This window comes from Janthinobacterium sp. PSPC3-1 (assembly GCF_049896105.1).
GTDB lineage: Bacteria > Pseudomonadota > Gammaproteobacteria > Burkholderiales > Burkholderiaceae_D > Janthinobacterium.
The window spans coordinates 74,616-88,855 of record NZ_JAFCTQ010000020.1; the positions used below are offsets into that span (position 1 = coordinate 74,616).

Sequence of the window (14,240 nt, forward strand, 5' to 3'; positions counted from 1 at the left end):
AGGAGACAACATGAACAAACGTTTCAATAGCGCGGCGCAGTTGCTGGCGGCCATCGCGGCCATGACGCTGGCGTCGGCGGCCTCCGCGCAAAGCGCCGGTACTTTTACCGCCAAGGTCGGCCTCAACAAGATCACCCCGCATGTCACCAGCGGCGACATGACGGCGCCGGCCTTGCCGAACACCAAGGCCGACGTCGAGTCCGACACCAAGCCGATCCTGACCCTGGCCTATATGGTCACCGACAATATTTCGGCCGAGCTGCACCTGGGCGTGCCGTACAAGCATGACCTGGTGGGCGATGGTGCTATCAAGGGCACCGGCAAGCTGGGCACGTCCGAGGTGCTGCCACCGACCTTTCTGATGCAGTACCGCTTCTTCGAGGCCAACACCATGATCCGTCCTTACGTGGGCGCCGGTCTGACGTATGCCTACTTCCAGAAGGAACGCGGTTCGGGCGCGATGACGGCCCTGCTCGATCCGGGTGGACCTCCATCGACCTACCGCCTGAAAAACAAGCTGGCCGGCAGCATCCAGCTGGGCGCCACCCTGGCGTTTAACGAGCGCTGGTTCGCCGACGTGGGCATCATCAAGACGTATCTGAAAACCACGGCCAAGTTCTCGACCGGCCAGACGCAGAATATCAAGCTGGACCCGACCGCCGTCAGCGTCGGCATCGGCTACAAGTTTTTCTAAGCTAGCTGCAGTCGAAAAAAATCCGCCAGCTGGCGGATTTTTTTTGCGCCTTACTCGGGCAGGGTACTGAACTTGCCGTGATGGAAAATCAGCGGCGGCTGGGCCGTATACGCGCATTGCTCGACTTCGCCGACAAAGATGACATGGTCGCCTTCCGGGTAGCGGCTGCGGTTATGGCATTCGAACCAGGCGGAGGCGCCTTTCAGGATGGGCTGGCCGGTGCGCGACAGTTCGTATTCCACGTCGTCGAAGGGATTCGGCGTACGGCGCGAAAAACGTTGCGCCAGTTCGGCCTGGCCGGCACCGAGCACATTGATCACATAATGCGAGTTGCCGCTGAAGATGGGCATGCTGTTGGCCGCCTCGCCCAGGCTCCACAGCACCAGCGGCGGCGACAGCGACACGGAATTGAAGGAACTGGCCGTCAGTCCGCGAAATGTGCCGTCGGCCAGGCGCGTGGTGATCACCGTCACGCCGGTGGCAAATTGCGACAATGCCTGTCGGAAATGAGGTGTATCGAATGCTTGCGCCGGCGCGCGGGGAGAAAGTGTGTTCATGGGAGACCTGTCTGTTTGCCGACATTATGCCAAAAAATCACCGATACGGCGCAAGCATGGCTGGAAAGGCAAGTTGCACGCTGGCGGCAGGCGGCGCGGGTTTGCGCTACAGTGGTGGAACAAGCAAGATTGTCATGGCGAATAATGAACGATCCGGGAGTACGAGATGAGCGAACAGATGGAGGTGGCGGTACTCGGTGGCGGGTGTTTCTGGTGCCTGGACGCGGTCTACCGCCAGGTGCGCGGCGTGACGGCGGTGGCGTGCGGCTATGCCGGCGGGCACTTGCCGCAGCCCACGCACGAGCAGGTGGCCACGGGCGACACGGGGCACGCGCAGGTGGTGAGGCTGGCATTCGATCCGGCCATCGTCAGCTACCACGACGTGCTGGAAGTGTTTTTCACCAGCCACGATCCGACCACCGTCGACCGGCAGGGCAATGACGTCGGACCGCAGTACCGCTCCGTGATCTTTGCCCAGTCGGCACGGCAGGAAGCGGTGGCGCGCCAGGTGATCGCCGAGATGGCCGGCGTATGGGATGCGCCCATCGTCACGCAAGTACTGCCGGCCGCGCCCTGGTATCAGGCCGAGGACGCGCAGCAGGATTATGTGGCGCGCCACCCATTGCTCAGTTATTGCGCACTGGTGGCGGTGCCCAAGGTCGACCAGTTTCGCGCCATCTACGCCAGCCTGGCCAAATCAGGTTAATGGGCCAGCACGGGCGCCTGTGGCGGCAGCGCGATCGCTTGCGCGTCGTACATGTAGTTGCGCGACCACGGCAGGGTAGTGGCACGCCGGCCCGCCTTGACGCAGACGATCTGGTACAGGCTGATCAAATCTTGCTCGAAAGCATAGCTGCAGCCGGCCAGGTAGACGTGCCAGATGCGAAAACGGCGCTCGCCCGCCAGCGGCCGGATCTGCTCGGCATGCGCTTCGAAGTTTTCCGTCCATAGCGCACACGTGCGCGCATAGTGGCGGCGCAGGTTTTCCACGTCCAGCACTTCCAGCCCGCCTTGCTGCATGGTTTTCAGCACATTGCCGATATGCGCCAGTTCGCCATGCGGAAACACGTATTTTTCGATGAACTCGCCGCCGCCGTACGGCGTTTCGCCATTGTCCGGATCGGTGGAAGTGATGCCATGGTTCATCGCCATGCCTTCCGGCGCCAGCAGTTTGTTAATGATGGAGAAATAATCGGGCAAGTGCTTCAGGCCCACGTGTTCGAACATGCCGACGCTGGTAATGCGGTCGAACTGGCCCGTGACGTCGCGGTAGTCCTGCAGGCGGATTTCGACCAGGTGTTCCAGGCCGGCCTGTGCCACACGCGCGCGCGCCAATTGGTACTGGTTTTCCGACAGGGTCACGCCGACGCAGCGGGCGCCATATTGCTGCGCGGCGCGGATCACCAGCGCACCCCAGCCGCAGCCGATATCGAGCAGGCTCTGGCCCGGCTGCAACTGGATTTTCTTCAGGATATGGTCGATCTTCTTGACTTGCGCCTGCGCCAGGGTTTCATCGCCGTGTTCGAAGTAGGCGCAGGAATACACCAGGGCCGGATCGAGGAACTGCTGGTAGAAGTCGTTCGACACATCGTAGTGATAGCGGATCGCTTCGGCGTCCTTGCTCTTGTCGTGCGTAAAGCTGCGCACGATGCGGGCCAGCTTGCCCTCCGGCTTGAGGGTGTTGCGCGCCAGCGCATTGCAGATGGAAATCATGTCCTGGGCCGTGCCCTTGACCTCGATATTGCCTTCCACATAAGCCGACCCCAGGTTCGCCAGCGAAGGGTTGAGCAGGTAGCGGGCCGAGGCGACCGTGGGCAGGCGGATGGTGACGCGCGGCGCTTCGCTGGACAGGTCGACGTGCTGGCCGTTCCACAGCTCTATGCGCAGCGGCAAGGCAGCCTTGCTGCGCATGCCGTCTATCCAGGACTTGAGTTGGTTTTGAACAAACAAGATAGCCTCCAATGAAGCGGCCGCGTCGGCGGCCGTTAATTGAACAACAATATTATTCAGATCCTACCCCTCATAGCCTACACCCATATTGATGGGTTTGCTCTGCGCCTGCACTACGGTTGCAGACGCTCCATGCTCCAGGCCCCGTCGGTGCCACGGGTAAATACGATGCGGTCGTGGAAGCGCGAGCGGCGGCCCTGCCAGAATTCGATGCGTTCCGGCTGCAGGCGGTAGCCGCCCCAGTGCGCGGGACGCGCCGGCGTGTCACCGGCGACGGCCGCCACGGCGTCAAAATTGGCTTCGAGTTCGGCGCGGCTGCCGATAGTCGCGCTTTGCCGCGAGGCGATGGCCGACAGGCGGCTTTGCAAGGGCCGCACATTGAAGTATTCGTCGCTCTCGGCGGCCGAGGTCTTTACCACCGTGCCTTCGATACGCACTTGCCGTTCCAGTTCGCGCCAGAAAAACAGCAGCGATGCCTGCGGGTTGTGCTCCAGTTGCTGGCCTTTTTCGCTGTTGTAATTCGTGTACCAGGTAAAACCGCGTGCGTCGAATTGCTTGATCAGCACGATGCGCGAGCTGGGCTTGCCTTCAGGGCTGACGGTGGACAAGGTCATGGCGTTCGGTTCACCGACCTGTGCCTTGAGCGCTTCATCGAACCATTTCTGGAATTGCGCCACCGGGTCGGCCAGCACATCGGCTTCGGACAGGCTGGAATGCAGGTAATCGGTGCGCATGGCGGCCAGGGCGGCGGCAGGGTCGGCCGCTGCCGGTGCCTCTTCCGGCGCAATCCCGCGCCGGCGCTGCATGGCCGTACCCAATTGCTCCATCTGCTGCGCGCTGAACAGGCGCTTGGCCATCGGCGCCAGCTGGCTTTCTTCCTTGCTCATGTGCGCGTGATAGGCGTCCACATAGGCGTTTACGCCATCGGTCGACAGCTCGGTGCTGGCGCCGGCGGCAATCGCATCGAGCTGCGGGCGCAGGGTGGACCATGCCTGGTCCATGCGCTGATGGTCGGCCAGGATTTCCGGCACCAGGGTGGCCAGCAGGGCGGCGTCCGCGCCGCTGGCGGTCGCTTGCAGCATCGGCATCAGGTCCTGCTCTTCATCATCGTGATGCAGATGGGCGGCCTTGTTGAAGTATTGCAGCACCGCCTTGGCCGCCTGCTGCGCCGCGATCGTATTGCCTTGCTGGGGCAGGTAGGCCAGCAGGTTTTGCAAGGTCGTCAGTTGCTTGCGGATCTTGTCGTGGCAATGCTTGAGCACGGCAATCGGCTGGTCAAAGCCGGGAACGGAGTCGAACAGCGGGACGGTCATGGTGTGCTTTCCTGTTAATCGATGTTGTGCAGTGTTGGGGCGCGGCGACAGTCGCTGCCTGCCGGACGCTAGTGTCGGTCATTTTAGAATATCCGTCAGCGCCGTGTCCGTTAAAATGGCGCCATGCATACCTCCACCCATGAACTTATTTCCCCGGACTTGACCGAGATCGATTTTGAACGGCGCTTCGGCGGCATCGCCCGCCTGTATGGCGCGCCGGCACTGGCGCGCTTTCGCGCCGCCCATGTGTGTGTGATCGGCGTGGGCGGCGTCGGTTCCTGGATCGTCGAAGCCTTGGCCCGCAGCGCCGTCGGACATTTGACCCTGATCGACCTCGATAACGTGGCCGAGTCGAATATCAACCGCCAGATCCAGGCCATGAGCGACACCATCGGCAAGGCCAAGATCACGGCCCTGGCCGAACGCATCAGCCTGATCAACCCGTTTTGCCAGGTCACGCAAGTCGAAGATTTCATTGCCCCCGATAACCTGGAGCAATTGCTGGGCGGCCAGCATTTCGATTACCTGGTCGACGCCATCGACAATGCCCGCTCGAAGGCGGCGCTGATCGCGTATTGCCGCGGCCGCAACCTGCCGATGCTGACCATCGGCAGCGCCGGCGGCCAGACGGACCCGACCCTGATCGCCGTGCGCGACCTGGCGAAAACGGAACAGGAACCGCTGCTCAAGCGCGTGCGCAAGCATTTGCGCACCGACTACGGTTTTCCCCGCGGCGTGAAAAACAAGTTCAATGTCGACGCCGTGTTTTCGATGGAGCCATTAACGACGCCCGAGACTGGCGACGCCTGCGAGATCAGTGGCGATGGCGCGGCCGCCGGCGTGACCGGCCTGAACTGCGCCGGCTTCGGTTCCAGCGTGGTGGTCACGGCCAGCTTCGGCATGGTGGCCGCCGCGCATGCGCTGAAAAGCCTGCGCCAGCCACAGGCCGACATCTTAGCCCAGCCGCCGGCTGGCCAGGATATGGTAGTCGCCGCTGCTCTTGATTGACTCGACCAGCACCAGTTCGCCGGCCTGCCAGGTGATGGGAGAAAACGGCGCCGATGGGGGCGGGCCCGCCTTGCGCGCCAGGGTCACGTGCGGCGTAAAACGGTCGTGCTCGAAGGCGGGCGCCAGGCCGGCGCAAGCGAGCTCTTGCATCAGCGCGGCGCGCAGCGCCAGCAGTGCCGGCGGCGTCTCGCGCAGCGCGGCCCAGCTCAGCTCGGCTTTGGGAAAATAACTGTAATGGTCGAAACACAAGGTCATGGCGCTGGCCGGTACCTCGTCGAGGATGCTTTGCAGCACCGGTAAATCGTGCGCTTCGCGCTGGCCCAGGAACGCCATGGTCAGGTGCAGCTTGTCGGCGTGCGAGGGCGTGCCGCCGGCGGCCGGCTGCAGCGCGGCGAAGGCGCCACGCGTGGCCGCATCGGGCCACAGGCCATAAAACAGGCGTGGCTGTGGTGACAAGTTTTTCATATCGCTCCCATGGTTTGCTATTATTGTCGCGCATCCTGCCCATCAGCCATGGCAGGGTCTGACTGAAATCTCATTGAAACTCAAGGAAAGTAACCATCATGACGCGTAGCTCCGTATTGTTTGCCCTGATCTGCTCCGTCGCCGCGTCGCTGGCGCAGGCGCAAGTCCCCGCTCCCGTACCGGCGTCGGCCGTATCGATGAGCCCAGGCCCTGCGGCCGACAAGCTGATCATTATCGACAACAAGGTTGGCGCCGGCAAGGAAGCAACGGCCGGCAATACCGTCAGCGTGCATTACACGGGCTGGCTCTACCGTCCGCTGGCGAAAAACTCGCGCGGCAAGCAGTTCGACAGCTCGGTCGGCCGTGGCCCGTTTGACTTCCCGCTGGGCAAGGGCATGGTCATCAAGGGCTGGGACCAGGGCGTGGCCGGCATGAAAGTGGGCGGCAAGCGCACCCTGATCATTCCTGGCGAGTTGGCTTACGGCCCGCGCGGCGCCGGCAATGGCGACATTCCACCGAACTCGGCATTGATCTTCGATGTCGAATTGCTTGATATTAAGTAATTGATTATTTGACAGCAACGCCCTCGCGCGTTGCTGTCAAAGGCGGTAGACTGGGGCTTCCTGCAACCGTGGAGACTCCCCCATGAATATCGCCAACGACGTCACTGAACTGATCGGCAATACACCGCTGGTGCGCATCAACCGCATCGCCGCCGGCAGTGTGGCCACCATCCTGGCCAAACTCGAATTCTACAATCCCGCCCATAGCGTCAAGGACCGTATCGGCCTGGCCATGGTCGCGGCCGCCGAAAGCGCCGGCCTGATCCATTCCGACACCGTCATCGTCGAGCCCACCAGCGGCAATACCGGCATCGCGCTGGCGATGGTCTGCGCCGCGCGCGGCTACCGCTGCACCCTGGTCATGCCCGACACCATGAGCCGCGAACGGCGCATCCTGTTGCGCGCCTACGGCGCCGAACTGGTCTTGACGCCAGGCAGCGAAGGCATGCTGGGCGCCATCCGCAAGGCCGAAGAACTGGTCGCCGCCGATCCGCGCTATCTGATGCTGCAGCAATTCAATAACCCCGCCAATCCCGCCATCCACCGCCAGACCACGGCCGAGGAAATCTGGCGCGATACCGATGGCCAGGTCGACATCGTCATCGCCGGCGTCGGCACCGGCGGCACCATCACCGGCATCGGCGAAGTGCTGAAGGAACGCAAGCCCGGCGTGCAGATCATCGCGGTGGAGCCGGAAGCGTCGCCGATGCTGTCGAAAGGCACCAAGGGACCGCACCCGATCCAGGGCATCGGCGCCGGCTTCGTGCCGCAGATCCTGAATACCGCCATCTATGACGAAGTCATCTGCGTCAAGAACGACGATGCGTTCGCCACCGCGCGCCTGGCCGCCAGCGATGAAGGCTTGCTGGTCGGCATCTCGTCGGGCGCCGCCCTGTGGGCTGCCTTGCAGGTGGCGCAGCGTCCGGAAAACGCCGGCAAGACCATCGTCACCATTATCCCGTCGTTCGGCGAGCGCTACTTGAGCACGGCGCTGTATGCGGGGCTGGGCGACTAAGGCTCAGCTATCAACACGCGCAGGTCGACCGCCTCGGCCAGCGCGCGGTTGCCGGCGTCGCCCGGGTGCAGATGGTCGCCCGAGTCGTACGCCGGCAGCAGCCGTGAGGGATGCACCGGGTCGCGCAACAGCGCGTCGGCATCGAGCACGGCGTCAAAGCTGCCGCTGCCGCGTATCCACCCATTGAGCCGCTGGCGCAGCGCTTCCTTTTCTGGTTGGTAGTAGTCGGCCAGCGGCGTGCCGGGCAGGGCGCCTTCGAATGGCGTCAATGTCGCGACGATCACGCGCATGCCCCGGCTGCGCGCCTGCGCAGTCAACTGGCGGTAGCCTGCCGTTAATGCTTCCAGCGTCGGCCGCCGGCCATGCGGATCGAAGGCCGTGCCGGGCCAGCTGATGTCATTGATACCCAAAGCAATCATCACCGTGCGCACGCCGGGCTGGCCCAGCACATCGCGTTCAAGCCGCGCCAGCGCATTGCTGCCCATGCCGTCGGCCAGCAGGCGCGCACCGGAGATCCCGGCATTGATGACAGCCACGCCATGCGGCGCCAGCCGTTCGGCCAGCACGTCGGGCCAGCGCGTATCGCGCCCCAGGCTGGCGCCGGCGCCATCGGTGATCGAGTCACCGATCACCGCCACCGCCTGCGTGGCCGCAGTGGCCTCCACCTGTATGCTGCTCAGCAACAGGCGCGCCGTGGTGCTGGTGGCGCGCGTTTCATCAAGGCTGCCGGCGCCCGTCTGCTGTCCCGGCGCGATCCAGGCCGTCTCGCGGCCGTCCCAGTGGAACGTGGTGATCGCCGTATCCTGCGGCACATGGATGCTGACCGCCAGGCGGGTCAGGTCGGGCACGCCGAGCGTGATCGGGTCGCTGAGCAGCGGTGCGCCCGGTGCGATGGTGGCGCCACTGTGCCCGCCAAACGTCATGGCGCGCAAGCTGCCCGGCACGATGGCCGATCCTTCCGCCGCCAGCGCCAGGGTGGCCGCGCCTATCGTCAACGGCGTGGCGCCATGGGCATTCGACAGCACGATGCGTACGCGCTGGCCGCCCAGGCTGACGCGCGCCACCTGGCGCACGGTCTGGTCGTGCAGGCGGGCCGGCACGTTGGCGGGCAGGATGAAGTCGTTGCTCCAGACGGCTTGCGGGCTGGCGCTCCAGCTGGCCAGCCAGGCGGTGTCGGCGCCGGCAGCGGGGGCGCTGGCCAGCAGCAGGGCGGAAAGGGCGGCATACAGTGTCATGGTGGAAGGCTACCTTGATGGAAAGACTCGATGATGGCCTCACTTCCATTCATGTACTAGACTATGTGAACGAAGAACATTTATGAGTTGAATTCACATGGGAAGACTCGATGTCAACCGTTCGGGCGAGCTGGAAGTATTCGTGCGCGTGATCGAACTGGGCGGTTTCTCGGCGGCCGCGCGCGCCTGCGGCATGACGCCGTCGGCCGTCAGCAAACTGGTGTCGCGCCTGGAGCAGCGCCTGGGCGCGCGCTTGCTGAACCGTTCCACGCGCCAGCTGCAGCTGACGGCCGAAGGCTGCGGCCTGTATGAGCGGGGCGTGCGGGTGCTGGAGGCGCTGGACGAGGCCGAGCGCTGCGCCGGCGTGCAGGACACGCCGCGCGGCCGCGTGCGCATCAATGCCAATGTGCCGTTCGGCCACCATTTTTTGCTGCCGCTGGCGCCGGCGTTTCTGGCGCGCTATCCTGGCGTGACGCTCGACATCGTGCTGACCGATGCCGTGGTCGATATCCTCGAGCAACGCACCGACGTGGCCGTGCGCGCCGGCCCCCTGAAAAGCTCGAACCTGATGGCACGCAAGCTGGGCCAGACGCCGATGGTGATCGTCGCCTCGCCCGCCTACCTGGCGCGCTGCGGCATGCCGGCCACACCGGGCGAACTGGCCGGTCATAACCTGCTCGACGCCAATTACGCGCGCACCAATACCGGCTGGCCGCTGCGCCACGACGGCGGCGAATTCATCGTGCCGGTGCTGGGCAATGTGCAGGCCAGCGATGGCGAGGCCTTGCGCCAGCTGGCGCTGGCCGGCGTCGGCCTGGCGCGCCTGGCGGCCTTCCAGGTGCGCGACGACCTGGCCGCCGGCCGCCTGCGGGCCGTGCTGGAAGCGTGCAATCCCGGTGACAGCGAAGAAGTGCACGCCGTGTATGTGGGGCAAGGCGGCCATGTGCCGCTGCGCGTGCGCGCCGTGCTTGATTTCCTGGCCGAGAATGTCAGCTTGTCGCCCAGATAGCCGCCAGTTGCGTGTTGCTGCGCAGTACAATACGGCACAGGCCGCATTGGTGCGGCCCGTCACCTGTCTTGAATGGAAATATGTTCCTGGTAAAACCTGAACGCCGCCGCCTGTTGCAGCTCGCTGCCACCGTGGTGGTCATTGCGCTGGGCCTGGCCTCGCGCGCCTTTCCCCAATCGCTGCCCGACGCGCTCGGCAAGTATCCGGGCGACGCCCTGTGGGCCATGATGATCGTGTTTGCGCTGGGCATCGTTGCCACCCGCATGCGTACCTGGCAGCTGGCGCTGTGGGCCTTGCTGGTCTGCTTTGCGGTCGAGTTCAGCCAGCTCTACCAGGCGCCATGGATCGTCGAGCTGCGCAGCCACACCCTGGGCCACCTGGTGCTGGGATCGTTCTTCGGCTGGGCTGACCTGATCGCCTACACGGCCGGGGTGGCCGTGGCGGCGATCGTCGATAGCGTCGCTTTGTTCAAGCGACGCTAAGCCTTATTTGACGTTCCCTTCCGCGTCGCGCACTTCCACCGGCGCCAGTTTCAGCTTGGCCAGTTGCGGCGCTATTTTTGTTTGGTCGCCGACGCCGATCACGATCAGCTTTTCAGGCTGCAGGTATTTCCTTGCCACCTGCTGCACCTGCTTGTCCGTCACGCTGGCAAAGCGCTGCGGCAGCAGGGTGTAGTAGTCCAGCCCCAGGTTGTAGACATAGGTGTTGGCCATGCTGGCGCTGACGCTGGCGTTGGTGTCGAACTGGCCCGGCAAGGACAGCACCTGCGAATTGCGCGCGTTCGACAGTTCCTTGGCGGACAAGGGCTTGGCGATCATGGCGCGCAGTTCCTTCACCGTTTCCGACACGGCCGCGCCCGTCACGTCGGTGCGCACGCTGGCGGCGATCGCGAACGGGCCGGGCAGGCTGCGGTACTGGAACTGCGAGCGCACGCCGTAGGTATAGCCCTTTTCTTCGCGCAAGTTCGTGTTCAGGCGGCTGGTGAACAGGCCGCCCAGGGCCGCGTTCATCACTTGCAGCGGTGCGTAGTCGGGCGTCTTGCGGTCGACCGCGATGTTCGACAGGCGCAGCGCCGTCTGTGGCGCGCCGGGCTTGTCGACCAGGATCAGCCTGGCCTTGCTGGTGGCAGGCGTGGCCGCCACCGATGGCGCGACTTCGCCGGCTTTCCAGGCGCCGAACTTGGCTTCAGCCAGCGCCTTCAGTTCGCTTTCCGTGATATCGCCCGAGACGATCAGGGCCGCATTGTTCGGCACGTAATGCTGCTGCCAGAAACGCTGCAGGTCGGCGCGGGTGGTGGCTTTCAGGGCCGCTTCCGTGCCCAGCTGGATATAGCCGTACGGGTGCTTCGGGCCGTACAGGGCGGCCGCTTCCACGCGGGCGGCGACAAAGCCGGCGTTTTCGCGCTGCTGCGCCAGGTTGCCGATGCGGCTGGCGCGCTGGCGTTCCACTTCCTCTTGCGGAAACTGCGGGTGCTGCACCACGTCGGCCAGCAGGTCCAGCGCCTGCGGGAAGGTGCTTTTCAAGGACGTCATCTGCGCGAACGAACTGTCGGCGCCGGAACCGGTACCCAGGAAGGCGCCCAGCTGCGCCACTTCATCGGCGATCTGCGGCGCGCTGCGGGAGGCCGTGCCTTCCTGCAACAACTGCGCCGTAAAGCTCGACAGGCCGGGCTGGGCCAGCGGATTGGCGCCCGAGCCGCTTTTCACCACCAGCTGGCTGGCGACCAGCGGCACGGCCGGGTTGTAGTTGTGGATCACGGTCAGGCCATTGGCCAGCGTGAACGATTTGCCTTGCGGCAGCTTGATCGCCGGTGCGGGGCCGGCGCCCGGTACCTTGTTGCGCCATGGCTCGTCGGCATTGATGGCCGTGCCGGGCTGGGCCTTGACCTTGCCCGCTGCGGGTGTCGCCACTTCCGGTCCCAGGTCGGGCTTGCCGGGCACGCCATACACCACCACCCGCGCCTGGGTTTTCAGGTAGGTGTCGACCGCGCGCTGCACGCCGGCCACCGTCACTTGCCGGTAGCGTTCGATATCTTTCGCCAGGTAGCCGGGGTCGCCCGTGTACTGGTTGTATTCGTTGAGCAGGTTGGCCACGCCGCGGCCGCCCACTTTTTCCACCTGGCTCAGCATGATGGTTTCGATGCCGTTGCGGGCGCGCTCGATTTCCTTCTCGGTCGGGCCTTCCGCGCGCAGTTTTTCCAGCTCGGCGTTCAGCGCCTGCTCGATTTCCTCCGGCTTGTGGCCGGGGCGGGCGGTGGCGTCGATGGTAAACATCGAGGTCAACGCGGCCGAACCCTGGTCGGCGCCCACGTCCTGGGCGATCTGCTTGTCATACACCAGCGATTTATATAAACGGCTCGATTTGCCGCCGGCCAGGATCTGCGCGGCAATTTTGAGTTCCGCATCGTCTTTCGTGTAAGCCGAAGGCGTCAGCCAGCCGAAATAGACGCGCGGCAATTCGACCCTGTCCTGCACCACCACCCGGCGCTCGCTGGTGATGGCGGGCGTGACCACGTTCGGTTTTTCCACCGCCGGGCCGCTCTTGAAGCTGCCGAAGTATTTGTTGACCAGCTCCCTGGTTTTCGCCTTGTCGATATCGCCGGCGATCACCAGGCTGGCGTTATTCGGGCCATAGTATTTGGTGAAGAATTCCTTGATGTCGTCCAGCTTGGCGTTCTGGATGTCGGCGTGCGAGCCGATCACGCTGGCGTAATAAGGGTGGTTCTTCGGAAACAGCTGGTGGAACAGCGCTTCCTGCACGATGCCGTACGGGGCGTTTTCCACGCTCTGGCGGCGCTCGTTGCGCACCACGTCCTGCTGGTTGGTCAGCGCCGTCTGGTCCAGCACGTCGAGCAGGTAGCCCATGCGGTCGGAATGGGTCCACAGCGCAAGTTCCAGCTGGTTCGACGGTACCGTGTCGAAATAATTGGTGCGGTCGAAATCGGTGCTGCCGTTCGAATCGGTGGCGCCCGCGCCTTCGAGCAACTGGTCGGCCAGACCGCGCGGCACGTGCTTGGTGGCGGCGAACATCATGTGTTCGAACAAATGGGCAAAACCGGTCAGGCCCGGCGCTTCATTGGCCGGTCCCACGTGGTACCAGATATTGACGGCGGTGACGGGCAGTTTATGGTCTTCGACCAGGATCACTTCCAGGCCGTTGGGCAAGGTGTATTTTTCGTAGGCAATGTTCGGCACGGCGGTGGCGCCGGTGGGCGCGGCCACGGCGGCTTCGGCCGCATGGCCGAGAGACAGCGGGGCGCCGTACAGCGACAGCATCAGGGCGGGGATGGCCAGCAGTTTGATCGGTTTCATGCGTGCTTCCAGTTGATGGTTATAAGGAATTGTCGGGTCAGCGCCACAGCAGCGCGGCGCCACCGAGCACCAGCAGCGACGTGGCCAGCGAGACGATGGCGGCCGCGCCCAGCAGGCGCCATTCGCGCGGCGTCCATCCGCTGGCATGGGTCGCCGGCGCTGGTGGTATCAGCGGCTTGGCCAGCGGCGGCAGGCCGCCCGCCGCACAGGCCTGCGCCGCCAGCGCGTCGGTGGCGGCATTGAGTATCGCCAGCTGGCGTTCGATGGTCTCGGCCAGCACCGCTTCGTTCAGTGCGACCAGGGCGAAAATCGGGTCGTCGGTATCGATCTTGATGCCGGTCTTGTCGAACACATGGCTGCGCAGTTTGTGTTGGTCCACTACCATTGCACCTTGTCGAGTTGTTCGAAAATATCGCGGTAGACCACCTTGATGCGCTGTTTTTCCATGATGTTGAACTTGTCGTTCTGCAGCACTTCCTGCATCGTCAGGCGGGCCGTGTTCATTTTTTTCACGTCGGCGCCAAAGGTGTCCGGATTGCGTTGCGACAAGGTGATGCTGCCTTTGACGCGCGCGCGATGGTCGGCATACGACTGCGATTCCATGAACTGCTTGCCGGAAGCCGATTGCAGCAGGCCGAAGTGTTCGTTTTGCCACAGCACCAGCGGCACCTTGGTCGACTGGGCCGTGGCGACAAAGCCGGTGGCCGTGTCGTGCAGGGTATCGCCGCCGCCGACGATGGTGTGGATATACACTTTGCGGCCCGATTCTTCCAGCAGCGCGAAGCAGTCGTTTTCCAGCAGGTAGCCCATCAGCGGCGAGAAGGTATTGGCGCCGTTGTCGACCACGCAGTTGCCGTCGGCTTCCAGGATGTCGATCATCAGCGCGTCAAAACGCTTCGGATCGATCATGCGTCCTTCCGTCATCACCGGCACATGCTTGACGTTCATCGCCTTGTAGCGCGAGAAGGTGGCGTTTTCCTGGTCGGTGTCATAGCAGCGCAGCGGGGTGTCATCCTTGCCGCCCATCCATTGCGCCAGCAGGGTCGACACCAGCGTCTTGCCGATGCCGCCTTTGCCCTGCAGGATGAAATGTACCGTGTTTTGCATTGCGACTACTCCA

15 protein-coding genes are annotated in these 14,240 nt (G+C 64.0%); 7 read left to right on the forward strand and 8 right to left on the reverse strand.

Annotation, left to right across the window (positions count from 1 at the left end; genetic code table 11):
* Window positions 1–10 precede the first annotated feature (10 nt).
* Window positions 11–694, forward strand: a complete 684-nt coding sequence (locus tag ACP7B7_RS19910; RefSeq protein WP_426077810.1) for an OmpW/AlkL family protein — start codon at window positions 11–13, stop codon at window positions 692–694.
* 50 nt (window positions 695–744) lie between these two features.
* Here ACP7B7_RS19910 and ACP7B7_RS19915 read toward each other — a convergent pair whose 3' ends face one another.
* Window positions 745–1,251, reverse strand: a complete 507-nt coding sequence (locus ACP7B7_RS19915; protein ID WP_308924224.1) for a flavin reductase family protein — start codon at window positions 1,249–1,251, stop codon at window positions 745–747.
* Window positions 1,252–1,417: 166 nt separating this feature from the next.
* Between ACP7B7_RS19915 and msrA the strand changes: the two genes are divergently transcribed.
* Entirely contained in the window at window positions 1,418–1,957 is a 540-nt protein-coding gene (gene msrA / locus ACP7B7_RS19920) for a peptide-methionine (S)-S-oxide reductase MsrA (protein WP_308924225.1), read from the forward strand.
* On the opposite strand, the gene ACP7B7_RS19925 is transcribed toward msrA, so the two are convergent.
* Together ACP7B7_RS19925 and pdxH are read right to left on the reverse strand one after the other, a co-directional pair.
* Window positions 1,954–3,201, reverse strand: a complete 1,248-nt coding sequence (locus ACP7B7_RS19925) for a class I SAM-dependent methyltransferase (protein WP_426077811.1) — start codon at window positions 3,199–3,201, stop codon at window positions 1,954–1,956. The two genes, msrA and ACP7B7_RS19925, sit on opposite strands and share 4 nt — an antisense overlap.
* Window positions 3,202–3,314: 113 nt before the next feature.
* Window positions 3,315–4,514, reverse strand: coding sequence for a pyridoxamine 5'-phosphate oxidase (gene pdxH, locus ACP7B7_RS19930; RefSeq protein ID WP_426077812.1), 1,200 nt, complete (start codon window positions 4,512–4,514; stop codon window positions 3,315–3,317).
* 123 nt (window positions 4,515–4,637) lie between these two features.
* Between pdxH and tcdA the strand changes: the two genes are divergently transcribed.
* Complete coding sequence (gene tcdA / locus ACP7B7_RS19935) at window positions 4,638–5,522, forward strand: tRNA cyclic N6-threonylcarbamoyladenosine(37) synthase TcdA (RefSeq protein WP_308924228.1); 885 nt, start codon at window positions 4,638–4,640, stop codon at window positions 5,520–5,522.
* Here tcdA and ACP7B7_RS19940 read toward each other — a convergent pair.
* Entirely contained in the window at window positions 5,469–5,987 is a 519-nt protein-coding gene (locus ACP7B7_RS19940; protein WP_308924229.1) for a 2'-5' RNA ligase family protein, read from the reverse strand. The genes tcdA and ACP7B7_RS19940 overlap by 54 nt on opposite strands.
* A 98-nt stretch (window positions 5,988–6,085) precedes the next feature.
* On the opposite strand from ACP7B7_RS19940, the gene ACP7B7_RS19945 reads away from it, so the two are divergent.
* Both ACP7B7_RS19945 and cysK read left to right on the forward strand, forming a co-directional pair.
* Window positions 6,086–6,550 carry an FKBP-type peptidyl-prolyl cis-trans isomerase gene (locus tag ACP7B7_RS19945; RefSeq protein WP_308924230.1) on the forward strand — a complete coding sequence of 155 codons (465 nt, stop codon included), beginning with the start codon at window positions 6,086–6,088 and terminating at the stop codon, window positions 6,548–6,550.
* Between the two features lie 82 nt (window positions 6,551–6,632).
* Window positions 6,633–7,565 carry a cysteine synthase A gene (gene cysK, locus ACP7B7_RS19950; protein ID WP_426077813.1) on the forward strand — a complete coding sequence of 311 codons (933 nt, stop codon included), beginning with the start codon at window positions 6,633–6,635 and terminating at the stop codon, window positions 7,563–7,565.
* Here cysK and ACP7B7_RS19955 read toward each other — a convergent pair.
* On the reverse strand, window positions 7,562–8,800 hold the full coding sequence (locus ACP7B7_RS19955) for an SGNH/GDSL hydrolase family protein (protein ID WP_426077814.1): 1,239 nt from the start codon (window positions 8,798–8,800) through the stop codon (window positions 7,562–7,564). The genes cysK and ACP7B7_RS19955 overlap by 4 nt on opposite strands.
* 97 nt (window positions 8,801–8,897) lie before the next feature.
* Between ACP7B7_RS19955 and ACP7B7_RS19960 the strand changes: the two genes are divergently transcribed.
* Complete coding sequence (locus ACP7B7_RS19960) at window positions 8,898–9,809, forward strand: LysR family transcriptional regulator (RefSeq protein WP_426077815.1); 912 nt, start codon at window positions 8,898–8,900, stop codon at window positions 9,807–9,809.
* 80 nt (window positions 9,810–9,889) lie between these two features.
* A complete protein-coding gene (locus tag ACP7B7_RS19965) occupies window positions 9,890–10,291 on the forward strand; it encodes a DUF2809 domain-containing protein (RefSeq protein ID WP_426077816.1) in 402 nt (133 codons plus the stop codon).
* A 3-nt stretch (window positions 10,292–10,294) separates the two neighbouring features.
* On the opposite strand, the gene ACP7B7_RS19970 is transcribed toward ACP7B7_RS19965, so the two are convergent.
* Genes ACP7B7_RS19970 through ACP7B7_RS19980 form a run of 3 tightly spaced genes read right to left on the reverse strand, consistent with a single transcriptional unit; the run spans window position 10,295 to window position 14,227 of the window.
* Window positions 10,295–13,120, reverse strand: a complete 2,826-nt coding sequence (locus tag ACP7B7_RS19970; protein ID WP_426077817.1) for a M16 family metallopeptidase — start codon at window positions 13,118–13,120, stop codon at window positions 10,295–10,297.
* 37 nt (window positions 13,121–13,157) lie between these two features.
* On the reverse strand, window positions 13,158–13,499 hold the full coding sequence (locus ACP7B7_RS19975) for a hypothetical protein (protein WP_426077818.1): 342 nt from the start codon (window positions 13,497–13,499) through the stop codon (window positions 13,158–13,160).
* Window positions 13,499–14,227 (reverse strand): hypothetical protein, encoded by a 729-nt coding sequence (locus tag ACP7B7_RS19980; protein ID WP_308924237.1) that lies wholly within the window; start codon window positions 14,225–14,227, stop codon window positions 13,499–13,501. The genes ACP7B7_RS19975 and ACP7B7_RS19980 overlap by 1 nt, the downstream gene beginning before the upstream one ends.
* Window positions 14,228–14,240 lie beyond the last annotated feature (13 nt).